The following is a 24,299-nucleotide window of genomic DNA, read 5'->3' on the forward strand; positions in this document are numbered from 1 at the left end:
ACAGGCCGACAGAGCGACTCACAACAGACCGACGGCCGTGTCCACCGCCTCTTCCACGCTGCCCCCGGCCGGGTAGAGCAGCGAGCGCCCGACGACCATGCCCTGCACGGTGGGCAGGCGCAGGGCCTTGCGCCAGCGTTCGTACGCGCCCTCCTGGTCGCCGCCGACCTCGCCGCCGAGCAGCACGACGGGGAGCGTGGAGGTCTCCAGCACCTGGGCCATGTCGTCCGGGTCGTCGGTGACGGGCAGCTTCAGCCAGGTGTAGGCGGAGGTGCCGCCCAGGCCCGCGGAGATCGCGATGGACCGGGTGACGGCCTCGGCGGACAGGTCGTTGCGCACCTTGCCGTCGACGCGCCGGGAGATGAACGGCTCCACGAACAGGGGGAGTTGCCGGGCGGCCATGTCGTCGATGGCACGGGCGGTGGACTCCAGGGTGGTGAGCGAGCCCGGGTCGTCGTAGTCGATGCGCACCAGGAGCTTGCCCGCGTCGAAGCGGAGCCGGGCGATGTCCTCGGCGCGGTGGCCGGTGAAACGGTCGTCCATCTCGAACACGGCGCCGGCCAGGCCGCCGCGGTTCATCGAGCCCATGACGACCTTGTTCTCCAGCACCCCGAGCAGGAGCAGGTCCTCCAGGATGTCGGCGGTGGCGAGCACCCCGTCGACCCCGGGCCGCGACAGCGCCAGGCAGAGCCGTTCCAGCAGATCGGCACGGTCGGCCATGGCCAGGCGCCGGTCGCCGACCGCGAGGGCGCCGCGCGCCGGGTGGTCGGCGGCCACGATCATCAGCCGGCCGCTGTCGCCGATCAGCGGGCGGCGCACCCGGCGGGCCGCCGCCTCGGCGACGGCCTCGGGATTGCGGGCCCGGACCGTGGTGAGGTCGGGGATGCCGATGTTCAATGCAGGCTCCGTTCAGTGACTCGTGCTCGGCGACGACACCGTGGCGAGGAGGTCCTCGACCTCGGACTCGGTGGGCATCGCGGAGGAGCAGGCGAGGCGTGAGGCGACGAGGGCGCCGGCGGCGTTGGCGTGCCGCATGGTCTTCTCCAGGTCCCAGCCGGCGAGCAGGCCGTGGCAGAGGGAGCCGCCGAAGGCGTCACCCGCGCCCAGGCCGTTGACCACCTCGACCGGCACCGGCGGCACCTCGGCCCGGGTGCCGTCGCGGTGCACGGCCAGGACGCCCTTGGGGCCCTGCTTGACGACGGCCAGTTCCACGCCCGCCTCCAGCAGCGCGTCGGCGCAGGCCTGCGGCTCGCGCACGCCGGTGGCGATCTCGCACTCGTCGAGGTTGCCGACCGCGACGGTGGCGTGGCGCAGCGCCTCGCGGTAGTACGGGCGGGCCTCCTCGGGGTCGGCCCAGAACATCGGCCGCCAGTCGAGGTCGAAGACGGTGATGCCCGACTTGTCGCGGGCCTTGAGGGCGGCGAGCGTGGCGGAGCGGCTCGGCTCCTCGCTCAGGCCGGTTCCGGTGATCCAGAAGATCCGGGCCCCGCGGATCGCGAAGAAGTCCAGCTCGTCGGTGTGGATCTCCAGGTCCGGAGCCTTGGGGTGGCGGTAGAAGTACAGCGGGAAGTCGTCCGGCGGGAAGATCTCGCAGAAGGTGATCGGCGTCGGGTGGGCGTCGACCGGGGTGACCCAGCGGTCGTCGACGCCGAAGGACGTCAGCTCCTCGTGCAGGTAGGTGCCGAAGGGGTCGTTGCCGGTCCGGGTGATCACGGCCGTACGGCGTCCGAGGCGCGCCGCGGCGACCGCCACATTGGCCGCCGAACCTCCCAGAAACTTCCCGAACGTCTCCACCTGGGGCAGCGGGACGCCGGTCTGGAGGGGATAGAGGTCGACCCCGATGCGGCCCATCGTGATCAAGTCGAAATACTGGGCTGGCTCGGCCATGCGCGACCTCCTCGGGAAGCTGGGGATGCGGGTCCGGGGCCCTCCTGACACCGTGGGGCGTGGGTGACCTGGGACCTGCCGCCCTACAGGTGTAGGCGGCGGGGGACGGCCCTGTCAATAGTTTGTACTTACATTCGGACCTGCTTGTGAAATGATGTCTTAACAAAGTATTGACAGCGGGCGCGGCAAGGACTTGTATCCCGTGGCATCGCAACAGTCTGTTTGCGGCATCATGATCCGGACTCCGTAAGGCTCCGGGACCACGGATCCCTCGTGATCCCTCCCCTTTCCCCCGCAGTAGCACAGTGAGGTGCCAGGAAAGATGGACCGCTCTTCTCACCCCCGCTCCCGCAGGATCGCGCCGGTTGTCGCCGTTGCCGCGGCGGCGGCCCTGACCCTCGCCGGCTGCTCCAGCAGTTCCGGGGGCAAGAAGTCCGAGGAAGGCGCCGCGAACGCCTCCGCCGGCAAGGCGACCACGCCCCGTATGACCGTCGCCCTCGTCACGCACCAGGCGCCCGGTGACACCTTCTGGGACACCGTGCGCAAGGGTGCCGAGGCCGCCGCCGCCAAGGACAACATCAAGCTCATCTACTCCGCCGACCCGAACGCGGGCAACCAGGCCAACCTGGTCCAGAACGCGATCGACCAGAAGGTCGACGGCATCGCCGTCACCCTCGCCAAGCCGGACGCCCTCAAGGGCGTCATAGGCAAGGCCGAGAAGTCCGGCATACCCGTGGTCGGACTCAACTCCGGCCTGAGCGACTGGAAGAAGCTCAACCTGCTGGAGTTCTTCGGCCAGGACGAGTCCGTCGCGGGCGAGGCCTTCGGCAAGAAGCTGAACGAGGTCGGCGCCAAGAATGTCCTCTGCGTCATGCAGGAGCAGGGCAACGTCGGCCTGACGCAGCGCTGCGACGGCGTGGCGAAGACCTTCGAGGGCAAGGTCGACCCGCAGAACGTCAACGGCACCGACATGCCGGCCGTGAAGTCGACGATCACCGCCAAGCTGAAGCAGGACCCGTCCATCGACTACGTCGTCACCCTCGGCGCCCCCTTCGCGCTGACCGCGGTGCAGTCGGTCTCCGACGCCGGCAGCAAGGCGAAGGTCGCCACCTTCGACCTCAACAAGGACCTGATCAAGTCCATCAAGGCCGGCGACATCCAGTTCGCCGTCGACCAGCAGCCCTACCTCCAGGGCTACCTGGCCGTCGACGGCCTGTGGCTCTACAAGAACAACGGCAACTACAGCGGCGGCGGCGAGCAGCCCGTGCTGACCGGCCCGGCCTTCGTCGACAAGTCCAACGTCGACAAGATCGGGGAGTTCGCCGCGAAGGGCACCCGGTGATGAGCATGACCCAGCAGGCCACGCCGGCGGTGGACACACCGCCGGCCCCCGGCCCCAAGCAGTCCGACGGCCGCACGCGGCAGCGCCCCCTGGCGCTGCGGCTGCTGGCCCGGCCCGAGGTCGGCGTCTTCCTCGGCGCCGTCGCCGTGCTCGTGTTCTTCCTGTTCGCGGCACCGCCGGTGCGTGACGGCAGCTCGATGGCCAACATCCTCTACCAGTCGTCGACCATCGGGATCATGGCGCTGCCCGTGGCCCTGCTGATGATCGGCGGCGAGTTCGACCTGTCGGCCGGTGTCGCCGTGATCACCTCGGCGCTCACCGCGTCGATGCTCAGCTACCAGCTGACCATGAACGTCTGGGTCGGCGTGATCGTCGCCCTGCTCGTGTCGCTCGCGATCGGCGCGTTCAACGGCTGGCTGCTGGTCAAGACCGGCCTGCCGAGCTTCCTGGTCACCCTGGGGACCTTCCTGATCCTCCAGGGCGTCAACCTCGCGATCACCAAGCTGGTCACGGGCAACGTGGCCACCGACGACATCAGCGACATGGACGGCTTCGGTCAGGCGCAGAAGATCTTCGCGTCGACGTTCGAGGTCGGCGGGGTCAACGTCAAGATCACCGTCGTGTGGTGGCTGGTCTTCGCGGCCATCGCCACCTGGGTGCTGCTGCGCACCAAGTACGGCAACTGGATCTTCGCGGTCGGCGGCAACAAGCACTCCGCCCGGGCCGTCGGTGTCCCGGTGACCTTCACCAAGATCTCCCTGTTCATGCTGGTCGGCTTCGGCGCCTGGTTCGTCGGCATGCACCAGCTGTTCTCGTTCAACACCGTGCAGTCCGGCGAGGGCGTGGGCCAGGAGCTCATCTACATCGCCGCGGCCGTCATCGGCGGCTGTCTGCTCACCGGTGGCTACGGCTCCGCGATCGGCCCGGTCTTCGGCGCCTTCATGTTCGGCATGGTGCAGCAGGGCATCGTCTACGCCGGCTGGAACCCGGACTGGTTCAAGGCCTTCCTCGGCGTGATGCTCCTCGGCGCCGTCCTCATCAATCTGTGGGTCCAGCGCACGGCGACCCGGAGGTGACCGCAATGACCAGCAACGAAACCGGCACCCACGGGGCCGTCCTGAAGGACACGTCGCCCGCGGAGGACCGAGCCCTCGTCGAACTCCGCGGCGCCGGCAAGTCCTACGGCAACATCCGCGCCCTGCACGGCGTCGACCTGAAGGTCTTCCCCAACCAGGTCACCTGCGTCCTCGGCGACAACGGCGCCGGCAAGTCCACCCTCATCAAGATCATTTCGGGTCTGCACCAGCACACCGAGGGCGAGTTCCTCGTCGACGGCGAACCGGTGCGCTTCTCCACCCCGCGCGAAGCCCTCGACAAGGGCATCGCCACGGTCTACCAGGACCTCGCGGTCGTCCCGCTGATGCCGGTGTGGCGCAACTTCTTCCTCGGCTCCGAGATGACCAAGGGCCCCTGGCCCGTGCGCCGTCTCGACATCGAGAAGATGAAGAAGACCGCCGACGAGGAACTGCGCAACATGGGCATCGTCCTCGACGACATGGAACAGCCCATCGGCACGCTCTCCGGCGGACAGCGCCAGTGCGTCGCGATCGCCCGAGCCGTCTACTTCGGCGCCCGCGTCCTCATCCTGGACGAGCCGACCGCCGCCCTCGGCGTCAAGCAGTCCGGTGTGGTGCTGAAGTACATCGCCGCCGCCCGCGAGAAGGGCCTCGGCGTCATCTTCATCACCCACAACCCGCACCACGCCTACATGGTCGGCGACCACTTCAGCGTGCTGCGCCTGGGCACCATGGAACTGTCCGCCTCCCGCAGCGAGGTCAGCCTCGAGGAACTGACCAACCACATGGCCGGCGGCACCGAACTCGCCTCCCTCAAGCACGAGTTGTCCCAGGTGCGCGGCGTCGACGTCGAGGAACTCCCCGAAGAGGGAGACCTCACCGCCCCCGTAGCCACGTCTTCGGAAGGAAAGTCCTGACATGGCCCTCGCGCTCGACCGCATCCGGGTCGGCTCCGCCCCCGACTCCTGGGGCGTCTGGTTCCCCGACGACCCCCAGCAGGTGCCCTGGGAACGCTTCCTCGACGAGGTCGCCGAGGCCGGCTACTCCTGGATCGAACTCGGCCCGTACGGCTACCTGCCGACCGACCCGGCCCGGCTCACCGACGAGGTGACCAAGCGGAACCTGAAGGTCTCCGCCGGCACGATCTTCTGCGGCCTGCACCGCGGCCCGTCCGAGTGGGACTCCACCTGGGAGCAGGTCAGCCGGGTCGCCGCGCTCACCCAGGCCATGGACGCGAAGCACCTGGTCGTCATCCCGTCCTTCTGGCGGGACGACAAGACCGCCGAGATCCTGGAGCCCCCGGAGCTCACCACCGAGCAGTGGCGCAACCTCACCACGGGCATGGAGCGCCTCGGCCGTGAGGTGAAGGACAGGTACGGCCTGGACATCGTCGTCCACCCGCACGCCGACACCCACATCGACACCGAGGAGCACGTCGAGCAGTTCCTCGACTCCACCGACTCCGACGCGGTCAACCTCTGCCTGGACACCGGGCACTACGCCTACTGCGGCGGCGACAGCGTCAAGCTCATCGAGACCTACGGCGAGCGCATCGGCTATCTGCACCTCAAGCAGGTCGACCCGGACATCCTCGCCGACGTGGTCAAGAACGAGATGCCGTTCGGCCCCGCCGTGGCGCGCGGAGTGATGTGCGAACCGCCCGCCGGTGTCCCCGAGCTGGGTCCGGTGCTCACGGCCGCCCAGAAGCTGGGCGTGGACCTGTTCGCCATCGTCGAGCAGGACATGTACCCCTGCGAGCCGGACAAGCCGCTGCCGATCGCGGTGCGCACCCGCAAGTTCCTGAGGTCCTGCGGCGCCTGACGACCCGAAAGGACGGCCATGGCTGAGCGCGCCACTCTGGGAGTCGCGGTCATCGGTACCGGAAGGATGGGCGCGGACCATGTGCGCCGCATCCACGAAGTCATCAGCGGAGCACGGGTGGTCGCCGTCGCCGACGTCGACGCGGAACGCGCGAAAGCCGTCGCCGCCCGCGTCGACGGCTGCGCGGCCCACACCGACCCGGCCGCCGCGCTGGCGGCCGCCGACGTCGACGCCGTCCTGATCGCCTCCCCGGGCCCGGCCCACGAGGCCACGCTGCTCGCCGCCTTCGAGCGCGATCTGCCCGTCCTGTGCGAGAAGCCGCTCACCCCCGACGCGGCCTCCGCCCTGCGCGTCCTGGAAGCCGAACTGCGCCTCGGCCACCGCCGTGTCCAGGTCGGCTTCATGCGCCGCTACGACCCCGAGTACGCCAAGCTGAAGGCCTTGCTGACGACAGGTCAGCTGGGCCGTCCGCTGATGGTGCACAACCGGCACCGCAACGTCGCCAGCCCGCCCTTCTTCACCAGCTCCATGCTCATCAGCGACTCGGTCGCCCACGAGGCGGACGCGACCCGCTGGCTGCTCGACCACGAGATCACCGCGGTCACGGTGCTGCGCCCGGCACCGTCCGCCAACGCCCCCGACGGACTGCGCGATCCGCAGTTCGTCGTCTTCGAGACCGACGGCGGCGCCCTCTCCGACGTGGAGATCTTCGTCAACTGCGGCTTCGGCTACCAGGTGCAGGCGGAGGTGGTCTGCGAACGCGGCACCGCCCGCATCGGCGACGGCCACGCCCTGGTCACCAACATGGCCGGCCGCTGGGGCGGCACCATCGCCCAGGACTGGACCGAACGCTTCGAGACGGCCTACGACCGGGAGGTCCAGGCGTGGGTCGACGCCACCCGTCGCGGCGAGGTGACCGGTCCGAGCGTCTGGGACGGCTATGCCGCCGCCGCGGTGTGCGAGGCGGGGGTGCGGGCGCTGGAGGACGGCGGCCGGGTCGAGGTCGAACTGGCCGGGAAACCCGCGCTGTACGCGTGAACACGCCGAGCGGGCCGGGGGTGCGCCCCGGCCCGCTCGGCGTGTTCTGTGTTCTCAGATCCCGGTACGGGGCCGGGGCTCGAACCCGGCTGCCCGGTAGCAGTCGTCGATGAGCGCCATCGTCGTCACCGCGTCGTCCGCGTCCAGCGGCAGCGCCGCACCGTCACGCACGCGGGCCGCGAACGCCTCCAGCTGGTACGTGTACGACGAGCGCGTCCCGAGGTGTTCCGTGCGCTCGCCCTCCGGGGTGCGGACGACGATCCGGTCGTCCATCTGGGGCAGCACGAAGTTCGGGGCCGTCGCCTCGCCCCGGGAGCCGGTGATCCGGATGCTCATCTCCAGCCCCTCGTACGCCATGTGGCAGCGGGCCGAGCCGGTGGCGCCGCCCGGGAACTCCAGGTCGGCGTCCAGCCACTCGTCGACCCCGGGCGCACCCGCGCGCTCCCCGCCCCGGGCCCCGGCCAGGCGGGGCGGGCCGCCCGCCCAGGGGGCGAGCACGCGCAGCGCGTGCAGGCTGTAGCAGCCCAGGTCCATCAGGGCACCGCCGGCCAGCGGCAGCGACCAGCGCGGGTCGGTGTCCGGCGGGGCGGCGATGGCGACCATCGCCTCCACGTGTCGCAGTTCGCCGAGCTCACCGGAGTCCAGCAGCTCGTGCAGGCGGCGGGTGACCGGGTGGAAGAGGTAGTGGAAGGCCTCCAAGAAGACCGTCCCGGCCTTGACCGCGGCCTCCCGGACCTCCGCCGCCTCCCGGGCGTTGCTCGCCGACGGCTTCTCCGACAGCACGTGCTTGCCCGCCGCGAGGGCGGCCAGGTTCCAGGGGCCGTGCAGGCCGTTGGCGAGCGGGTTGTAGACGACGTCGACCTCGGGATCTGCCACCAGCTCGGCGTACGAAGGCGCCACCCGCTCCACGCCGTGCTCGGCGGCGAACGCCTCGGCTCGGGCGCGGTCGCGGGCGGCCACCGCGACGAGGCGGTGGCCGGTCGCCCGGGCCGGGTCGATCAGGGAGCGTTCGGTGATCCGCGCGGCTCCCAGCACTCCTATGCGCAGTGGTTCCCGGCCCTTCTCGCTCATGCCTGCCGTACCTCCTCGATCGTCACGGGACGGTGCTCATGCAGCGACAGTGTGCACGCGTCGGCGATCCAGCCCGCCTCCAGGGCGTCCTCGATCGTGCAGGGAGAGGGGCGGGTGCCGGCGACGACCTCGGTGAACGCGGTCAGTTCGGCGCGGTAGGCGGCGGTGAAGCGGTCCATGAAGAAGTCGTGCGGGGTGCCCGCCGGGAAGGTCACGCCCGGCTCGACCGAGCGCAGCGGCAGCTTGTCCTCCAGGCCGACGGCGATGGAGTCGGTGAAGCCGTGGATCTCCACGCGGACGTCGTAACCGCGGGCGTTGTGGCGGGAGTTGGAGACGACCGCGATGGTGCCGTCGTCCAGGGTGAGGATCGCGCCGGTGGTGTCGGCGTCACCGGCCTCCTTGATGAAGTCGGCACCGCGGTTGCCGCCCACGGCGTACACCTCGGTCACCTCGCGGCCCGTCACCCAGCGGATGATGTCGAAGTCGTGCACCGAGCAGTCGCGGAAGATGCCGCCCGAGGCGGCGATGTACGCGGCGGGCGGGGGCGCCGGGTCCAGCGTGGTCGAGCGGACCGTGTGCAGTTTGCCGAGCTCCCCGCTCTGCACGGCGGCGCGGGCGTTGACGAAACCGGTGTCGAAACGGCGGTTGTAGCCGATCTGGATCGGCACGCCCTTGCCCTGGACGGCCTTCAGCACCTCGACGCCCTCGCTCATGGTCTTGGCGACGGGCTTCTCGCAGAAGACCGGGATGCCGGCCTCGACCCCGGCCAGGATCAGCGCGGGGTGGGCGTCCGTGGCGGCCGCGACCACGATGCCGTCCACGCCGGCGGCCAGCAGGGCCTCCGGCGAGTCCACGACCTCGGCACCGAACCGCTCGGCGGCGGCCTTGGCGGCGTCCGCGAACGGATCGGTGACGACGAGGGACTCGACGGCGTCGAGCCCGGACAGGGTCTCGGCGTGAAAGGCCCCGATACGGCCGAGCCCGAGAATTCCGATACGCATGGGTGTTGCTCCTATTTATCAACAGGGAGTGGTGCTACGCCCTTTTTTGGGGGCGCGGGGAACTGCGCGATCAGCCACGACGGCGCCGCACACGACAGACGAGACAGCGCGGCACATCCTCAGTCAAGTCCGCCCAAAACGTTCTGATCCCAATCGATAACCGACCCGGTGACGACCCCGGACCGCTCCGACAGCAGGAACACAACAAAGTCGGCGATCTCATCCGGCTGGCCCAACTTGCCCATGGGCAGCCGGGCAGCAGCGACCTCACGCCAGTCATCCCCCGCGCCGTGGAACACGCGCTGCGTCGCGTCCTCCCCTTCCGTCGCCGTCCAGCCGATGTTCAGCCCATTGATCCGCACCCGGTCCCACCGATGCGCGTGCGCGGCGTTCCGGGTCAGCCCGATCAGGCCGGCCTTCGCGGCGACGTACGGCGCCAGAAAGGGCTGCCCCCCATGCGCCGACGACGTGATGATGTTGACCACCGTGCCGGGTGCCTCGCGCGCCACCATGTCCGCGACCGCCGCCTGCATGGCGAAGAACGGCGCCTTGAGGTTGATCGCGATGTGCTGGTCGAACAGCTCGGGCGTGGTGTCCAGCAGCGTCCCCCGTGAGGTCAGCCCGGCCGCGTTCACGAGGCAGTCGACCCGGCCGTACGCCTCCACGACCCGGCCCACGGAGGCCTTCGCCTGCTCCGCGTCCGACAGGTCGGCCCGCACGTACAGGGCCTTGCCGCCCGCGGCGGTCAGCTCCGCCACCAGGGCCTCGCCGGGTTCGGGGCGCCGCCCGGTGACGGCCACGACCGCCCCCTCGCGGACCGCGGCCCGCGCGATGGCGGCACCGACACCCTGACTGCCGCCGTTGACCAGGACGATCTTGTCGTCGAGAAGTCCCACGATTTTTCCTCAGCTCTCTCGCCGTTCGGTACCGGCCCGCAGCTCCGCCCGGAGCGCCTCCGGCGGCCAGCCCTCGTACAGGGCCCGCCGTACGAGATCCGCCTGCGAGGGCGGGGCCAGGCCGTCGACCGGCGGGTCGCTGTCGAGGTTGGTCGGGAAGGGGTAGCCCTCGGCGCTCGCCGCGATGACGTTGGCCAGCCACGCGTCGCTCGCGCCCTCGGCCTTCCGCTTCAGCAGCACGGGGTACACCGCGTTCGCCACGGCCTCCCGGTCCACCGTCTCCATCGCGCGCCCGAACGCGGACGACACCTGCAACAGGTTGGCCATGCGCCGGATGTCCGCCGAGCGATTGGTGCCGGCGGCGTGGAAGAGGGCCGGGTTGAAGAAGACCGCGTCGCCCTTCGCGAGCGGCAGCTGCACCTGGTGCGCCTCGAAGTAGGCCCGGAACTCCGGGCGCCGCCAGGCGAGATAGCCCGGCTCGTACTTCTGCGAGTGCGGCAGGTACATCGTCGGCCCGGACTCCACCGGCATGTCGCAGTGCGCGACCGCGCCCTGGAGGGTCAGCACGGGGGAGAGGCGGTGCACGTGCCCGGGGTAGGCGGCGGCGGCCTCGTCGGAGAGGAAGCCCAGATGGTAGTCGCGGTGCGCGGTCTGGGCGGCGCCGCCCGGGTTGACCACGTTGAGCTGCGAGGTGACCTGGTAGCCGGGGCCCAGCCAGGCCGTCGCCACGAGGGCGAGGACGTCGTTGGCGTAGTAGTCGCAGAACACCTCCGCGTCGTACAGGGCCGCCTTCTCCAGCGCGTTCCACACCCGGTCGTTGGCGCCCGGCTTCGCGAAGTGGTCACCGGCCGTCGCGCCCGAGGCGCGCTGCTCGGCGATCAGGGCGTCGAACACGGCGGTGGTCCGGTCCACGACCCCCGGGTCGGGGAAGGCGCCGCGGAAGACGACGATGCCGGGCCCGTCGGCGAGCGCCCGCACCAGCTCGGCCTGGACCACCCGGTCGCCTTCGAGCAGGCCGGTGTCGTAGACCGGCACGTTCCGCTCCACGGCGGAGGCGTGCGGATAGTCGGCGGGATCGGTCGCCTGCTCGACCAGCGCGCGGAACGCGTCCAGGTCGCAGTCCTGTGCGGACAGCCAGGCGCGGCGGTGTACGGAAGTGAAGGACATCGTCGTCCCTTCAGGGGTCACGGAGCGACGCAGCCCTGTCATTCTTGTCAGTACAAACCCCTCGAACAACCAGCAGTGAGCCATCAAAAACCCCTCAAGGAGCCGGAGCATGGGCCACCCCTTCCCGATCCGGGAGATCGCACGTCAGGCGGGCCTGAGCGAGGCGACCGTCGACCGGGTCCTGAACGGCAGGGGAGGGGTGCGCGAGAGCACGGCCCGGGAGGTGCGCCAGGCCATCGCCGACCTGGACCGGCAGCGCACCCAGGTCCGGCTCGTCGGCCGGACCTTCATGGTCGACATCGTGATGCAGGCGCCCGAGCGCTTCACCACCGCGATCCGCGCCGCCCTGGAGGCCGAGCTGCCGTCCCTGCACCCGGCGGTGCTGCGCTCCCGCTTCCACTTCCGCGAGACCGGCCCGGTCGGGGAGCTGGTGCGGATCCTGGACCGGATCGCCCGGCGTGGCTCGCAGGGCGTGATCCTCAAGGCCCCGGACGTCCCCGAGGTCACCGCTGCCGTCGGCCGCCTCGCAGCCGCCGGCATCCCGGTCGTGACCCTGGTGACCGACCTGCCCGCCAGCGCCCGCCTCGCCTACGTCGGCATCGACGACCGGGCGGCGGGCGCGACGGCCGCCTATCTGACGGGCCAGTGGCTGGGGGAGCGCCCGGGCAACATCCTGACCAGCCTCAGCAGCGGTTTCTTCCGCAACGAGGAGGAGCGCGAGATGGGCTTCCGCAGCGTCATGCGGGCCCGGCACCCCGAGCGCGCACTGGTCGAGATCGCCGAGGGGCAGGGTCTTGACGCCACCCAGTACGACCTCGTCCGGGCCGCGCTGGAACGCGACCCGGAGATCCGCGCCGTGTACTCGATCGGCGGCGGCAACATCGCCACGCTGCAGGCCTTCGACGACCTCGGCCGCGAGTGCGCCGTGTTCGTCGCGCACGACCTCGACCACGACAACACCCGGCTGCTGCGCGCGCACCGCCTGTCCGCCGTGCTCCACCACGACCTGCGCCAGGACGTGCGCGAGGCCTGCCACACCGTCATGCGGGCCCACGGGGCGCTGCCGCCGGCCGGTCCGTCGCTGCCGTCGGCGATCCAGGTGGTGACGCCGTACAACATGCCGCCGCAGGCGGCCGTGTGATCCCGGAGGTGTGACCGGGTGTGGATCCGGAAGAAGAGCATCCGCGGCCCCTACGGTCGTCCTCATGTGGACCTCACGCCCGGACGGCGGGCCGGACCGGTTGCTGACGCTCGCCGACGGCGTGTTCGCCATCGCCATCACGCTGCTGGTCCTGGACCTCTACGTCCCGCGGGAACTGGACGCCGACCGGTACCACGAGGCCCTGCACCGGCTGCTCCCGGACCTCGGCGCCTACGCGCTCAGCGTCGCGGTGCTCGGCAGTTTCTGGCGCGACCACCGCAGGATCTTCCGTGACGTACGGGAGGTCGACGGACATGTGATCATCCTGTCCCTCACCGGGCTGGGCGTCGCCGCCCTGGTGCCCTTCCCGACCAGGCTGCTCGCGGAGTACGGCGACGAGCCCGTGTCGGTCGCCGTCTACGCGGCGGCGGTCGCCGCGCTCGCCGCCTGCCATCTGGCCCTGGCCGCCGTCCTGGCCAAGCGCCCCTGGCTGCGCGACGGCACCCCCTCCGACACCGGCAGCACGCCCTACCTCCTCGAGAGCGCCACGCTGGTGGTGGTGTTCGCGGTGACCGTCCCGCTGGCCCTGGTGGCCGGTGCCCACGCCATGTGGTTGTGGCTCGTCCTCGTCCCGGTGAGGTTCGTCCTGGGCCGCCGCCTGCAGAAGGCCGGCTGAACGTCAGGCCCCGGCGGACACGTCCGCCCAGGCACCGCTCGACGCCGACCGCGCCATCGCGTCCAGGGCGGCCGCGCTGTGCACGGCGTCCGAGAGGGTCGCCCCGTGGGGAGTGCCCTCGGCGACCGACCGGAGGAAGCGGTACGCCTCGATGACCTTCAGGTCGTCGTATCCCATGGCGTTCGCCGCGCCGGGCTGGAACGCGGCGAACTCGCCGTGGCCCGGGCCGACGTACACCGTCGTCACGGCCTGGTCCTGGTACGTCGTGCCGCGGCTGATCCCCAGCTCGTTCATGCGGCGGAAGTCCCAGAACACCGCCCCCTTGGTGCCGTGCACCTCGAAGCCGTAGTTGTTCTGCTCGCCGACCGAGACCCGGCAGGCCTCCAGCACACCGCGCGCACCGGAGGCGAAGCGCAGCAGGCAGCTGACGTAGTCCTCGTTCTCCACCGGGCCGAGTTCGCCGCCCGAGGCGCGGCTGTGGCCCGCCGTCGCCCCGGTGGGCCGGGCCCGCTCCGGCAGGAAGATCGCCGTGTCGGCCGTCAGGGACGCGATGTCGCCCAGCAGATGACGGGCCAGGTCCGCGCCGTGCGAGGCCAGGTCGCCCAACACCCCGCTGCCGCCCCGCTCCCGCTCGTACCGCCACGTCAGCGCGCCCTCGGGATGGGCCGCGTAGTCGCTGAACAGCCGGACGCGGACGTGCGTGACCGTGCCGATCTCGCCCGAGGAGATCAGCTCGCGGGCCGCCTCGACGGCAGGCGCGTTGCGGTAGTTGAAGCCGACGGCGCCCTGCACACCCGCCTCGGCCACCGCGTCCGCCACCGCGCGGGCGTCCTCGGCGGTCAGACCCACCGGCTTCTCGATCCAGATGTGCTTGCCCGCCTCGGCCATGGCGACGCCGATCTCGCGGTGCAGGAAGTTCGGCGCGGTGATGCTGACCGCCTTCACCCGGGGGTCGGCGGCCACCTCGCGCCAGTCACGCGCGGTCGACGCGAACCCGAACTGCGCGGCGGCCTCCTCGGCCCGGCCCGGCACCTCCTCGGCGACCGTGACCAGCTCCGGAACGAGGGGCAGCTGCGGATAGTGGTGCCGCACGCGCGCGTACGCCTGGGTGTGCACCCGACCCATCCAGCCGAAACCGACGACGGCGACGCCGAGCGTGTCCACCATGAGAGCCCCTCTTTGGACCGTTCCACAACCTGTCCAGCCCACCCTGGGCGCGGTTTCCCGTCGCTGTCAACCCTTTGACAAGGCCACGACCCGCATGGAACGGTCCATGGCATGAGACCGCCGACGATCCGCGACGTCGCCGAACGGGCCGGCGTCTCCAAATCGCTGGTCTCCCTGGTGCTGCGCGGCTCCGACCAGGTACGCCCCGAGAAGCGCGAGGCCGTCCTCCGTGCCGCCCGGGAGCTCGGCTACCGGCCCAACGCCGCCGCGCGCAGCCTCAGCGAGCAGCGCACCCGCACGGTCGGCGTCCTCCTGAACGACCTGCGCAACCCCTGGTTCGTCGACCTCCTCGACGGCCTCAACTCGCTCCTGCACGCCAACGGCCTGCAGATGCTGCTCGCCGACGCCCGCCTCAACCGCCGCACCGGCCAGGACCCGGCCGACCCGCTCCTCGACCTCCGCGTCGACGGCCTCGTCGTGGTCGGCACCCTGCCCGACCCGGCGGCCCTCGGTGCGGTCGCCGAGCGGATGCCGGTCGTCCTGGCGGGCGCCCGCGAGCCCGTGCCGCCCGGGGTGGACCAGGTCGCCGGCGACGACGAGCAGGGCGCCCGGCTGGTCACCGAGCACCTCATCGGCCTCGGCCACCGCCGCATCGCGCACCTGGCGGGCTACGGAGCCGTCGGCGAACTGCGCCGCCGCAGCTTCGAGGAGACGATGCGGGCGCACGGCCTGACCGACCGGGCCGTCGTCGAGACCGGCGACATGACCGAGGAGAGCGGCTACCGCGCCACCGTCCGCCTCCTCAGCCGGCCCGACCGCCCCACCGCCGTCTTCGCCGTCAACGACATCACCTGCGTCGGCGCCCTCTCGGCGGCGGAGGAACTGGGCCTGCGCGTCCCGCGCGACGTGTCCGTCGTCGGTTACGACAACACGAGCATCTCCCGGCTGCGCCACCTGTGGCTCACCACCGTCGACAACGCCGGCCACGAGGTCGGCCGCCGCGCCGCCCGCTTCCTCCTCGACCGCTTCGAGCGGCCCGGGGGAGAGGGACGGATCCATCTGGCGGCCCCGACGCTGGAGATCCGGGGGACGACGGGCCGGCTGTCCTAGAGGCCCGCACCAGATCGGACTGAAGTGTCCGTCTCGACCTCTATGCCCTGGTCGGGTGCACCCGTCGACTTAGCGTATTGTTTGCGGCATATGCACATGAGTTGAGGCTCGTGGGCATCCTAGGGCGAAGGGGGAGCAACGGGTGGATGAGGCGCGGGACCGGCGTGTCCGGCGAGCCGAAACGACCGGAGGTGCCGTCACGGGGCTGCTCGCCGTCGCGTCCTGCGCCGGATACGCGACCAAGGCGGAACTGCCCTGGTGGGCCGTCCTCGCCGTCGCCGTGTCGACAGCGGGTCTCGCCGGCTGGACCGGGGCCCATCTCGGCCGCCGGCGCGGGGGATGCGACGAGGCCGCCCCGGAGCCGCCCGACATCCACGAGGGCCAGGGATGCGGATGCGGTAGGGTTGACCTGCGTGATCACGCGGTTCACCCCGCGCGAGCCGCATCGGGACGTGGCGCAGCTTGGTAGCGCACTTGACTGGGGGTCAAGGGGTCGCAGGTTCAAATCCTGTCGTCCCGACTTGCGAAGTGCAGGTCAAAGACCATTTCGGGTGAATCCGAAATGGTCTTTCGGTCTTTTGGGGGACCGGACGGGGGCAGAGGGGGTCAGGCCGGGGCCACGGCTACCGGCCCACCATGTGCTCGACGCCGCTCTGTGTCGGCGCCGGCTTGAGGTCCACCTGCACCCGGTGCACCGAGTCGCGGCTCACCGCGCCGCCGAGCCGCGCCTCCACGACGCCCAGGCGCAGCCCCATGCCGCCCTCACCGGCCCGGTGGAACTGCACCGAGAACTCCACGCTCACCTGTTCGACGGTGAACCGCCAGTCACTGCCCGCTCCGTCCCGCTCCGCCTGCGCCAGTTCCGTGCGGATCGAGTCGATCGCCTGAGCAAGACCGATCGGTTCTGACTGATTCGCCGTCATGTTTGTCCCCCGGCATGGCGTTTGGCTGATTCGGCAGGAGCAGGAGTCTAGTCCCGGCGGGCACTGGTGCGTAGCGTGGTGAGGATGGGGGAACTGGCTGCGGACTGGCGGGTGCGCCTGCGGTCGGGGGGCGCGGCGGGCGCGGTACGGGGCGCCGGCGTTCTCATCGATGCGCGGACCGTCCTCACCTGCGCGCATGTGGTCCGGGATCCGGACGAGGTGATGTGGGTCGAGTTCGTGGAGAACGCGCGCGTCGAGCCGGCCTCCGCGCGCGTCGTCGCCGGCGGCTGGCTGCCGGACCTGCCGGACGGGGACGGCGAGGACGTCGCGGTGCTGCGCCTGGACAGCCCGCGCCCGCAGGCCCGCCCCGCCACCCTGTCGACGGAGCTCACCGCCGGTCTCGCCGTCACCGTCACCGGGTACGCGCGGCGCTTCGACGATGGCATGGTGCTCACCGGGACCGTGCGCGGCCTGAGTGGGCACCGGGTGCAGTTCGACGCGCGGCACCGCAGGGAGGTGGTGCGCGGCGGGTTCAGCGGGGCCGGTGCGTGGACCGTGTCTGCGGACGGAGAACCGGTTGTGGTGGGAATCGTCGTCAGCTGGCGCGGCGACCTGGACCAGCCACTGCCGGAGAACAACGTGCTGGCGTACTCGTACCTGATCCCTGTCGCGCGCATGGCCGAACTCTCTCCGGTCGTACGCGCACTGGCGCGTCCCGATGCGTGGGACCGGCGCTTCGGTGAGCGGGCGCGGCGCTGGCTGGCCGACCCGTGCGGCACCCCCGTCAAGGTCAGCGTGGTCGAGCGCGGGGGCGGCCGGGAGCGGACCCTGCGCCACCTGGAACACCTCGCCGACTGCGTGCACCGGCCTGCAGACGCCTCCCGGGCCGAGCTGGTCGACCAGCTCCTGGGCGGGGCGCTCGCCTTCGCGCCCGGACGCTACCCCGCCTGCCGGGAGTGGCTGCTCGGCCGGGGCGTCCGCCCGGCCGGTGACTCCCCGTACGCCGCTGCACCCGGCATCACCATCCTCGTCGACGGTGTGGACGAGGCCCGCAGCCCCGCCCGCCTCGCCGCGCTGCTCGCTCGGCTCGCCGAGTGCGGCGTGCGCCTGCTGCTGGTCTTCCGCGACAGTGGCGGCCCGGGATGGCGGGAGGTCCGCGACACGGTGCTCGAACCCGGCCTCTTCGCCCACGTCGATGACCTGCTCGCCCGTGTGAAGGAGTGGGAGGCCCGCCAGGCGCGCGAGGCCGGGATGGTCGACGCGGAGTCCCTGCGCCACGCGGCCGCTGCGACAGCGGACCTGATGGCACGCCGCGAGGCGATCACGGGCATGACCGATCCGGGGGCACGGCTGTGCGCCTTACGGGAGTTCGCGGACGGCTTGCGGACCGCGTGTCCGGAAGGCGGGTGAATCGGTTGTGGGGTCGGTGGGTTCTGCCGGAAGAGCGACCTGCCGGGCTGCCGGGAGCCGGCAGGGTGAGCGGTGGGCGGTATGTCGCGGAGAGGGGGCGGGGATGAGCGGCGCGACCCGCAGCCGTGGCATCGGAACGCCGACGGCCGTGGGGGGAGGCGGCAGAAGACCATGCGCGTGAGTACGGAGGCGTGCCGCCAGCGACGGCTCAGTGGAGCGCCCTGCGGCGGGGAGATCCTGCCGACCGGGTACTGCGGCCGGTGTGGCCGACGGGAGGACGCCCCGCCGCTGCCGGAACCGGGCGACGGGCCGCGGGGCCCACGGCAGCTGCTGAAACTTCCGCCCCGCACGCCGCGTTCACCCGTGGAACGACTCGACGGCGGCGCCCACATCGCGGACCAGGCGCATCGCTGCCGCACACCGGACTGCGGTGCCACGATCCCCGTCCTCGCCGACAGCCCCGACCGGCAGTACTGCCCGCAATGCGGCAAGCCGCAGGCCATGCGGCCCGACTTCGTACAGGGCGCCACGCTCAGCGACCAGTACCACATCAAGGGACCCGTCGCCCGTGGCGGTCAGGGCTGGGTGTATCTCGCCGAGGACACCCACCTCGGCGACCTCGTCGCCGTGAAGACATTGCGGGACCGCTACGGCGAGGACGGCGCCGCCCTCGCCGACCTCGAGCGGCGCACCCTCGTCGCCACCCGGCACCCGTACATCGTGCAGATCCGCGACTTCCTGCCCTACGGATCCCCCAGATCGGGCGAGGACAGTGCCACGCACCCCGAACTCGAGGTCAGGGGCGGCCACATCGTCATGGAGGACGTCGGTGACCACACCCTTCAGTCCATCATCGACGAGGTCCGCCGCGGACGCGAGACACTCGACATCGAACACGTCGCCACATACGGCATCCAGATCCTGATGGCCCTCTCCCACCTGCACCGGCAGGATCTGCTGTACGGCGACATGAAGCCGTCGAACGTCGTCCATGTCGGAGACCACGTCAAGGTCATCGACATGGGCAGTGTGCGCAAGGTCCACCAGACCGGGCCGCCGCCCCATGTGACGCCCGGCTTCCATGCGCCGGAGCTGGCCGGTGAACTCACCCTCGCGAACGACCTGCACACCGTCGGCGTGACCCTGCGCTGCCTCGCCGCACCCGCCGTCCGCGATGATGTGCCCGGCCTCGGCACGAGTTCGCTCGACGCCGTCATCGAGCGTGCCACGCGCACCGTGCAGCAAGGGCCGCGGTTCAAGGACGCGGAAGAGATGGCCGACCAACTCCGGGGCGCCCTGCGTGAGATCAGGGCGCTGCGTGGCAAGGGCGGCTCACCCGAGCCGTCCGGCTACTTCGACCCGTCCCCGGAGTGGCTGGGTGAGCGGCTCGGTGACGTACCCGCGACGTCCGATCTCGCGCGCCGCGACACGGACCGGCCACGCCGCGGCACCCCGCCCGTCCTGCGGATCCTGGACCCCGGGCGGCCCACGCCCGTCGAGATCGCCCGCCGGCTCCCGGCGCCCAAGCCGTTCTCCGAGGACCCGCGGACCCCGGAGTTCGGCGTGAGCGGCGGATACGCCCGCACGGTGCGGCTCCAGCAGGCTCCCGGCGACGAGCCCTCCGCCGAAATATGCCTGCACAACATCCGCGTCGCCCTCGGCACCGGGCCCGCACCGCCCGACGTCGTCGCGGCGGAGGCGGAGCTGGCCCTGGCCGAGGGCATCCCGGGACCCGAGGAAGTGCGGCGCTGGCGCCTGGAGTGGCACCGGGGGCTCATCGCGCTCGCCCGGTACGGCACGGATGCGCCGGGGCGGCCGGCCGGCCTGGCTGCGGACCTGGCCGAGGCGTGCGAGAGCTTCGAGCTGGTCCGCGCCGACCTGCCCGGGGAGTACGCGCCGAAACTCGCCCTGGCCTACGCCTACGAATGCGTCGCCCACGCCGAACCGCCGGCACCGGGCGCCGCCGCCGCACGGGCCCTGGCCCGCGATCTGTTCCACGCCGTGCATCTGCGCAACCCGGCGCACTGCGGCGCCGCCCTGGGCCTGGCCCGTCTCGCTCTCGACGAGCACGACCGCGCCGAGGCGCTCGCCGTCCTCGAACGGGTGCCGCGCGGCACCCGCGGCCGCACCCTCGCCCAGCGGGCCGCCACCCGGATCCGGGCCGCGTGCCTGGGCCCCGACCCCGACGACCTGCCCCCGCCGGCCGCCGCCGAGTCCGTGCTCGACGCGCACGCCGCCGACCGGACCCGCCCCTCACAGGAACGGGAACTGGTCCTCGCGCCGCTCGACGAACTGCGACTGCGCATCGAAGTCAACGAGTGGCAGCTCGCCGCACTGCACCTGACCCATGACATCACCGGCGCGGACGAGGCCACCTTGCGGAGCCGACTGCACCGCCTGTTCCGCTGGTGGCGCCCCGCGCACGAACCGACCCCCGACGAACGCCGGGCGATGCGGGTCCGCGCCCAACTGGAAAGCGACTACCTGGAACTCGCCGCCACCGAAGCGGACCTCAGCGAGGCTCTGGTGGAGCGCGCCCATGCCGTCCGCCCGACATCGTTGACGTGACACGGAGTGCTGCCCGTGCCGCCGTACCGCAGCACCTACCAGGAGGGACTGATGAGATCTCCGGCCGAGCAGGTTTCGACGGCGCCGTCCCCGGGCGGCGGCGGAGCCGCGATGCCGTACACCACCAGACTCGTCGTCCATGTCGACGAGCCCGATCTCGTACAGCGCCTGCCGGGAGAGTCGGTCAGGCTGCTCGCGCAGGTGAAGGCGGCCGTTCTCGACGGGAGAGAGGGCGACCACGCCGATCCCGGGCAACTCGCCCTGATCATCGCGCTCGACCTCGCCGAACAGCGCAGGGAGCGCATGGTCACAGCGATGCGTGCCGCGCTCACGGCAATGCCCTCGGGCGTGTCCTTCGCCGTGGTCACGGCGGGCGGCGGGCGCGGCGACGGGCCCGTCCGCTACTACCCGGCCGGGCCCGGTTCATGGGCGCCGGCCGACCGGGACCACCGGGTCAACGCGGCCTTCGCGATGGGCGCGGCCCCGCTGACCGTCGACGGCGCACCGAGATCCCCCGGCTACGAGGGGTGGCTCGCCGAGGCACGGCGGTTGTTCGCGGGGAGCGACCGGCCGCTGTGCCGGCTGCTGCTGGTCACCGACGGGGGCACCGGATACGAGGACGCCGCGCTCACCGCTCAACTGACCGAATGCGGAAGCGAGTTCACCTGTGAGGTGATCGCCGTCGGCAAGGGCTGGGACTACCGGCCACTGGTACGGATCGTCAACCGTCTGCGGGGGACGGCCGACACCGCGGGCCCCGACCTCGCTGCCGCGCTCGCCGAGGCGGTCCGCCGGGCCTGCCGCCGGGCCGTGCCCGCGCTGCCCGTTGAGGTCACCGTGCGTCCCGGCGTGAGCATCGAGTCCTTTGTCCAGTTCAAGCCGCAGTACCTCCAACTCGCCGCCGGTCCCCCGTCCGGACCGCACCGTCACGTGTTCCCCGCCCTGCCATGGGATCCGGCGGGCGCCGACAGCGAGTTCCTGCTCGCCCTGCACGTCGACGGCACCGGCGACCCGCTCGGCGAGTTACTCCAGTTCGCCATGGTGTCGCTGGGGCCGCAGCAGGAAGCCGTCACCGCCCGCTGGCGTGACCCCAGCCTGCCGCCCGCTCGGACCGCCCCGAGCACGAGCGACGAGACGCCCGGCGACAGCAGCCGCGTCCTCGACTCACGGAACCGGATGATCGCCCACCTCGGAAAAGGCCTCAAGTACCTCAAAGCCGGTCGAAGAGCCGACGCGGAACGGCACCTGGGACAAGCCGCCGCACGGGCGCACCGGCTCGACGAGAAGTGGGTGCTCGACGAGATCGCGGCCTGGGGCGACATCCTTGACGCCGCCGCCGGATCCGTGCGCGTAAGCCTGCCCGCCGACGCCCACCGGGTCAGTGTCACCCTGCTGCGCCTCGGCGCCCGGTCGGCGGAGGCCAGGACCACGAGCCGCACGGCGGGCCGGCAGCGCTCCGCCGGCCCTTGCGCGGTATGCGGGGAACAGGCCGTCCCCGGTGCCGTCTACTGCGTGCGCTGCGGAAAGAAGCTGTCATGAGGCGGGGGCACGAGCGGCCAGGCGAAGCCCGGCGCGGCACGAGCACGCGTCGGCTGCTGCTGCGTCACCTGTGGTCCTTCCTCGGCTGCGCCGCCGTCGGCGTCACCCTGCTCACCGCCGTGGCCGTACCACAACTGGACGCGAGAGTACGGGAGTTGCGCGATGAGGTCGCGCCGTCCGTGCAGGGCTCGGCCGCCGTCAGGCTTGCCGTGCTGCGCGCCGACGAGGCGGCCCGGCACTCGATCGAGAAGAAGGTCGCCCGTACGGTCGGCGCGGGTGAGACGGCCCAGAGCCAACTCGCCGCCGCCGACCAGGGCCTCACCCAGCTCGCGGACCACGTCGGCAGCGGCATGGACCAGGACATCTCCGCGGTCAACGGTCTGCTCGCCGCCTACAACAACGCCATCACGCTCGCCGCGGTCAAGTACCAGGCAGACGCGGAGATGCGGGAGGAGAAACTCGCCGAAGCCGGCGCCCTCCTGGAGCGCCCCGACACCGGTCTCCTCGACCGCCTCGACAAGGTCGCCACCGCTGAACAGCGCAGGGCCGGTGAACTCGCCGACCTGGGGGTCCTGTTGACCGCGTCCTGGGTGGTGGCGGCTGCCGCGCTGGCCGCCGCTGCCGCCGTGGCGGGCCTCGCGTGCCGGGCCATCATCCGGCGCTGCGGTCGGCTGCTCGCCCCCTGGATCCTGGTCGGCGTCGCCGGCTCCATGGCCCTGGCCGCCGTGCCGGCCTTCCTGGCGTGGCGTACCGCCCAGAGCCTGGACACCGCCCGCGCCCATCTCGCCGACATCCTGCGCATCGCCCTGAAGGACTCGCTGCACGGAGCCGAGGCCCTCGCCGCCGCGCAGCAGCAGGTCGCCGGCACCGGCCTGCCCGACCTGTCCGCGTTCGGCTGGTGGAACGCCGCCTACGTCGTCGTGGGCCTCGCCGTCACCTGCGCCGCGGTCGCCGGCCTCGTCGCCCGGCTCACCACCGACTACCCGGTGCGCCCGGTCGACTGGTCGTGGGCGCGCGGGCTGTGGAACCGCGTGACCCGCACGAAGCTGCGCCGCCGGATCGCCTCGGCAGCCGCGTTGGCCGTCGTGGCGGCGATCGTCGCCGCCCCCCAGCTCCTGGAGCGCGATCCCGTCGTCACCGTCCTCGGCCCGTGGACGGGCAAGGAGGAACAGCGCTTCCGCGACCTCATGGAGGCCGAGGGCATCCGCATCAGCTACCAAGGCACCTCCGCCCAGCGTGAGGTGCTGCTCTCCCGTGTGCAGGCCGGTGACCCGCCCGACATCGCGATCATGCCGGGCTTCGGGGAACTGGCCGAGTACCGCGCCGAGAAGCACCTGAAGCCGCTCGACGAACTGGTCGAGGGACTGCGGTACGCGGGCCCTTGGCGCCCGCAAGGCACGGGCCACACCTACTGGTGGCCGGTCAACGCCAACCTCAAGAGCATCGTGTGGCAGTCCCCTGATACCGCCGGCCGCCACGGCACCCTGTCCTCCTGGTGCCTCGGCATGGGCGAGGACGGCGCAGCCGGCTGGCCCGGCACCGACTGGATCGAGGACATCGTGTTGCAGCAGGCGGGACCGGACGTCTACGCGGACTGGGCCCGCGGCACCGGCAAGGACGCCTCCACGGCGTGGACGAAGGGACCGGTCCGGGAGGCGTGGCGGCATTGGGCCCGGTTCCTCGCCACGGACGGCAAGCGGGCAGAGCGGGCACTGATCACTGACTGGCGCGGCCCCGCCGCCCTGATCCGGGACGACGACACCGCCTTCCGCGAGGCCACCCCCCGGTGCGCCCTCGAACACCAGGGCTCCTTCGCACAGGGCGAGGACGGCGCCCGCCTCACCGACGCGGCACCCCTGCTCCCGGGCGGGCCCTACCGGACACGTGCCTACGAGGTGTCCGGCGATTTCGCCGCCCTCTTCAATGACAGAAAACCGGCCCGCGAGGCGCTGCGCGCCCTCTTCTCCCAGGCCGGGCAGAAGAGGTGGGCGGGCCAGGGCACCATGTACTCGGCGATGCTCCCCGTGATGGAGGAAGTCGCCGACCACGGCAAGGTGGACGGCACCGCACGCGCGATCTACGGAAAGTTCCTGCAGACCCAGGTGCCGCGCTGCCTCGACGCCTCCGACGTCATGCGCCCCGCCGTGCGGGACGCGTTCCACGAGGCGGTGCTGCGGACCGTCGCCGCCGTGGCCGGGGGCGGACTGTCCGACGCGGACCTCGACGACATACTGGACGGCGTCCAGAACGTGCAGGAGGTGACGGACCAGGACGCGGGGACCGCGGGCCTCCAGGTGTGCAGCGAGGCCCGGCCCTAGTTCGGCTCCATGGCCATGACCCGCTCCCGGGCCGCACATGGCGTGGGGGGGGGCGGGCCCCCCCCCCCCCCCCGGGGGCCCCCCCCCCCCCCCCCCCCCCGCCCGGCAGTGGGGCAGATTTGCCCCCCGCGGGGGCGGGCCCGCACCC

General features: G+C 71.8%; 20 protein-coding genes and 1 tRNA gene. 13 read left to right on the forward strand and 8 right to left on the reverse strand.

The features are described from left to right. Positions 1-18: 18 nt before the first annotated feature. Both ACZ3I3_RS18795 and iolC read right to left on the reverse strand, forming a co-directional pair. Positions 19-897 carry a Cgl0159 family (beta/alpha)8-fold protein gene (locus ACZ3I3_RS18795; RefSeq protein ID WP_467366394.1) on the reverse strand — a complete coding sequence of 293 codons (879 nt, stop codon included), beginning with the start codon at positions 895-897 and terminating at the stop codon, positions 19-21. Between the two features lie 12 nt (positions 898-909). Then, a complete protein-coding gene (iolC, locus tag ACZ3I3_RS18800) occupies positions 910-1,887 on the reverse strand; it encodes a 5-dehydro-2-deoxygluconokinase (RefSeq protein ID WP_467366396.1) in 978 nt (325 codons plus the stop codon). 322 nt (positions 1,888-2,209) lie between these two features. Here iolC and ACZ3I3_RS18805 point away from each other — a divergent pair, with 322 nt between their 5' ends. From ACZ3I3_RS18805 to ACZ3I3_RS18825, 5 genes are read left to right on the forward strand one after another with little or no spacing between them, the layout of a single operon-like run. Next, positions 2,210-3,229: a sugar ABC transporter substrate-binding protein gene (locus ACZ3I3_RS18805; RefSeq protein ID WP_467366398.1), complete on the forward strand. Its 1,020-nt coding sequence runs from the start codon at positions 2,210-2,212 to the stop codon at positions 3,227-3,229. Then, positions 3,229-4,305 carry an ABC transporter permease gene (locus ACZ3I3_RS18810; RefSeq protein ID WP_467366400.1) on the forward strand — a complete coding sequence of 359 codons (1,077 nt, stop codon included), beginning with the start codon at positions 3,229-3,231 and terminating at the stop codon, positions 4,303-4,305. Before ACZ3I3_RS18805 ends, ACZ3I3_RS18810 begins: the two co-directional genes overlap by 1 nt. A 5-nt stretch (positions 4,306-4,310) precedes the next feature. Beyond that, positions 4,311-5,222, forward strand: coding sequence for an ATP-binding cassette domain-containing protein (locus ACZ3I3_RS18815; RefSeq protein WP_467366401.1), 912 nt, complete (start codon positions 4,311-4,313; stop codon positions 5,220-5,222). A gap of 1 nt (position 5,223) precedes the next feature. After that, positions 5,224-6,126: a sugar phosphate isomerase/epimerase family protein gene (locus ACZ3I3_RS18820; protein WP_306961038.1), complete on the forward strand. Its 903-nt coding sequence runs from the start codon at positions 5,224-5,226 to the stop codon at positions 6,124-6,126. A gap of 18 nt (positions 6,127-6,144) precedes the next feature. Then, positions 6,145-7,164: a Gfo/Idh/MocA family protein gene (locus tag ACZ3I3_RS18825; protein WP_467366403.1), complete on the forward strand. Its 1,020-nt coding sequence runs from the start codon at positions 6,145-6,147 to the stop codon at positions 7,162-7,164. Positions 7,165-7,218: 54 nt separating this feature from the next. Here the strand turns inward: ACZ3I3_RS18825 and ACZ3I3_RS18830 are convergent, their stop codons facing one another. The 4 genes from ACZ3I3_RS18830 to ACZ3I3_RS18845 all read right to left on the reverse strand — a co-directional run bounded on the left by ACZ3I3_RS18830 (position 7,219) and on the right by ACZ3I3_RS18845 (position 11,299). Further along, a complete protein-coding gene (locus ACZ3I3_RS18830) occupies positions 7,219-8,235 on the reverse strand; it encodes a Gfo/Idh/MocA family protein (RefSeq protein ID WP_467366405.1) in 1,017 nt (338 codons plus the stop codon). Then, positions 8,232-9,236: a Gfo/Idh/MocA family protein gene (locus tag ACZ3I3_RS18835; protein WP_467366407.1), complete on the reverse strand. Its 1,005-nt coding sequence runs from the start codon at positions 9,234-9,236 to the stop codon at positions 8,232-8,234. Before ACZ3I3_RS18835 ends, ACZ3I3_RS18830 begins: the two co-directional genes overlap by 4 nt. A gap of 119 nt (positions 9,237-9,355) precedes the next feature. Next, positions 9,356-10,132, reverse strand: coding sequence for an SDR family oxidoreductase (locus tag ACZ3I3_RS18840; protein WP_467366409.1), 777 nt, complete (start codon positions 10,130-10,132; stop codon positions 9,356-9,358). Between the two features lie 9 nt (positions 10,133-10,141). Further along, the gene (locus ACZ3I3_RS18845) at positions 10,142-11,299 is read right to left on the reverse strand and encodes a phytanoyl-CoA dioxygenase family protein (protein ID WP_467366411.1); all 1,158 of its coding nucleotides are present in this window, start codon (positions 11,297-11,299) and stop codon (positions 10,142-10,144) included. A gap of 109 nt (positions 11,300-11,408) precedes the next feature. On the opposite strand from ACZ3I3_RS18845, the gene ACZ3I3_RS18850 reads away from it, so the two are divergent. Further along, the gene (locus tag ACZ3I3_RS18850) at positions 11,409-12,440 is read left to right on the forward strand and encodes a LacI family DNA-binding transcriptional regulator (protein WP_467366412.1); all 1,032 of its coding nucleotides are present in this window, start codon (positions 11,409-11,411) and stop codon (positions 12,438-12,440) included. Between the two features lie 64 nt (positions 12,441-12,504). Further along, complete coding sequence (locus ACZ3I3_RS18855) at positions 12,505-13,116, forward strand: TMEM175 family protein (RefSeq protein WP_467366414.1); 612 nt, start codon at positions 12,505-12,507, stop codon at positions 13,114-13,116. Between the two features lie 3 nt (positions 13,117-13,119). Here the strand turns inward: ACZ3I3_RS18855 and ACZ3I3_RS18860 are convergent, their stop codons facing one another. Continuing rightward, the gene (locus tag ACZ3I3_RS18860) at positions 13,120-14,283 is read right to left on the reverse strand and encodes a Gfo/Idh/MocA family protein (protein WP_467366416.1); all 1,164 of its coding nucleotides are present in this window, start codon (positions 14,281-14,283) and stop codon (positions 13,120-13,122) included. 111 nt (positions 14,284-14,394) lie between these two features. Here ACZ3I3_RS18860 and ACZ3I3_RS18865 point away from each other — a divergent pair, with 111 nt between their 5' ends. Further along, positions 14,395-15,393: a LacI family DNA-binding transcriptional regulator gene (locus ACZ3I3_RS18865; RefSeq protein ID WP_467366418.1), complete on the forward strand. Its 999-nt coding sequence runs from the start codon at positions 14,395-14,397 to the stop codon at positions 15,391-15,393. Positions 15,394-15,839: 446 nt separating this feature from the next. Continuing rightward, positions 15,840-15,913 (forward strand) — tRNA-Pro (locus tag ACZ3I3_RS18870). Between the two features lie 103 nt (positions 15,914-16,016). Here ACZ3I3_RS18870 and ACZ3I3_RS18875 read toward each other — a convergent pair. Continuing rightward, the gene (locus ACZ3I3_RS18875; RefSeq protein WP_356922828.1) at positions 16,017-16,316 is read right to left on the reverse strand and encodes a trypco2 family protein; all 300 of its coding nucleotides are present in this window, start codon (positions 16,314-16,316) and stop codon (positions 16,017-16,019) included. A gap of 84 nt (positions 16,317-16,400) precedes the next feature. Between ACZ3I3_RS18875 and ACZ3I3_RS18880 the strand changes: the two genes are divergently transcribed. From ACZ3I3_RS18880 to ACZ3I3_RS18895, 4 genes are all read left to right on the forward strand, one after another. Further along, the gene (locus ACZ3I3_RS18880) at positions 16,401-17,726 is read left to right on the forward strand and encodes a trypsin-like serine peptidase (RefSeq protein WP_467366421.1); all 1,326 of its coding nucleotides are present in this window, start codon (positions 16,401-16,403) and stop codon (positions 17,724-17,726) included. Positions 17,727-18,089: 363 nt separating this feature from the next. Continuing rightward, a complete protein-coding gene (locus ACZ3I3_RS18885) occupies positions 18,090-20,294 on the forward strand; it encodes a protein kinase domain-containing protein (protein WP_467366423.1) in 2,205 nt (734 codons plus the stop codon). A 51-nt stretch (positions 20,295-20,345) separates the two neighbouring features. Further along, positions 20,346-21,833 (forward strand): hypothetical protein, encoded by a 1,488-nt coding sequence (locus ACZ3I3_RS18890; RefSeq protein WP_467366424.1) that lies wholly within the window; start codon positions 20,346-20,348, stop codon positions 21,831-21,833. Beyond that, positions 21,830-24,151, forward strand: coding sequence for an extracellular solute-binding protein (locus ACZ3I3_RS18895; RefSeq protein ID WP_467366426.1), 2,322 nt, complete (start codon positions 21,830-21,832; stop codon positions 24,149-24,151). Before ACZ3I3_RS18890 ends, ACZ3I3_RS18895 begins: the two co-directional genes overlap by 4 nt. The last annotated feature ends 148 nt before the right edge of the window (positions 24,152-24,299 follow it).

This window comes from Streptomyces sp. NPDC016851, assembly GCF_055562795.1.

Excerpts from the sequence above, each read along its gene's own strand:
- iolC (WP_467366396.1), bottom strand. The coding sequence starts at position 1,887 with ATGGCCGAGCCAGCCCAGTATTTCGACTTGATCACGATGGGCCGCATC.
- ACZ3I3_RS18825 (WP_467366403.1), top strand. The coding sequence starts at position 6,145 with ATGGCTGAGCGCGCCACTCTGGGAGTCGCGGTCATCGGTACCGGAAGG.
- ACZ3I3_RS18850 (WP_467366412.1), top strand. The coding sequence starts at position 11,409 with ATGGGCCACCCCTTCCCGATCCGGGAGATCGCACGTCAGGCGGGCCTG.
- ACZ3I3_RS18860 (WP_467366416.1), bottom strand. The coding sequence starts at position 14,283 with ATGGTGGACACGCTCGGCGTCGCCGTCGTCGGTTTCGGCTGGATGGGT.
- ACZ3I3_RS18830 (WP_467366405.1), bottom strand. The coding sequence starts at position 8,235 with ATGAGCGAGAAGGGCCGGGAACCACTGCGCATAGGAGTGCTGGGAGCC.
- ACZ3I3_RS18810 (WP_467366400.1), top strand. The coding sequence starts at position 3,229 with ATGAGCATGACCCAGCAGGCCACGCCGGCGGTGGACACACCGCCGGCC.
- ACZ3I3_RS18820 (WP_306961038.1), top strand. The coding sequence starts at position 5,224 with ATGGCCCTCGCGCTCGACCGCATCCGGGTCGGCTCCGCCCCCGACTCC.
- ACZ3I3_RS18835 (WP_467366407.1), bottom strand. The coding sequence starts at position 9,236 with ATGCGTATCGGAATTCTCGGGCTCGGCCGTATCGGGGCCTTTCACGCC.
- ACZ3I3_RS18875 (WP_356922828.1), bottom strand. The coding sequence starts at position 16,316 with ATGACGGCGAATCAGTCAGAACCGATCGGTCTTGCTCAGGCGATCGAC.
- ACZ3I3_RS18805 (WP_467366398.1), top strand. The coding sequence starts at position 2,210 with ATGGACCGCTCTTCTCACCCCCGCTCCCGCAGGATCGCGCCGGTTGTC.
- ACZ3I3_RS18855 (WP_467366414.1), top strand. The coding sequence starts at position 12,505 with ATGTGGACCTCACGCCCGGACGGCGGGCCGGACCGGTTGCTGACGCTC.
- ACZ3I3_RS18890 (WP_467366424.1), top strand. The coding sequence starts at position 20,346 with ATGAGATCTCCGGCCGAGCAGGTTTCGACGGCGCCGTCCCCGGGCGGC.
- ACZ3I3_RS18815 (WP_467366401.1), top strand. The coding sequence starts at position 4,311 with ATGACCAGCAACGAAACCGGCACCCACGGGGCCGTCCTGAAGGACACG.
- ACZ3I3_RS18865 (WP_467366418.1), top strand. The coding sequence starts at position 14,395 with ATGAGACCGCCGACGATCCGCGACGTCGCCGAACGGGCCGGCGTCTCC.
- ACZ3I3_RS18845 (WP_467366411.1), bottom strand. The coding sequence starts at position 11,299 with ATGTCCTTCACTTCCGTACACCGCCGCGCCTGGCTGTCCGCACAGGAC.
- ACZ3I3_RS18895 (WP_467366426.1), top strand. The coding sequence starts at position 21,830 with ATGAGGCGGGGGCACGAGCGGCCAGGCGAAGCCCGGCGCGGCACGAGC.
- ACZ3I3_RS18880 (WP_467366421.1), top strand. The coding sequence starts at position 16,401 with ATGGGGGAACTGGCTGCGGACTGGCGGGTGCGCCTGCGGTCGGGGGGC.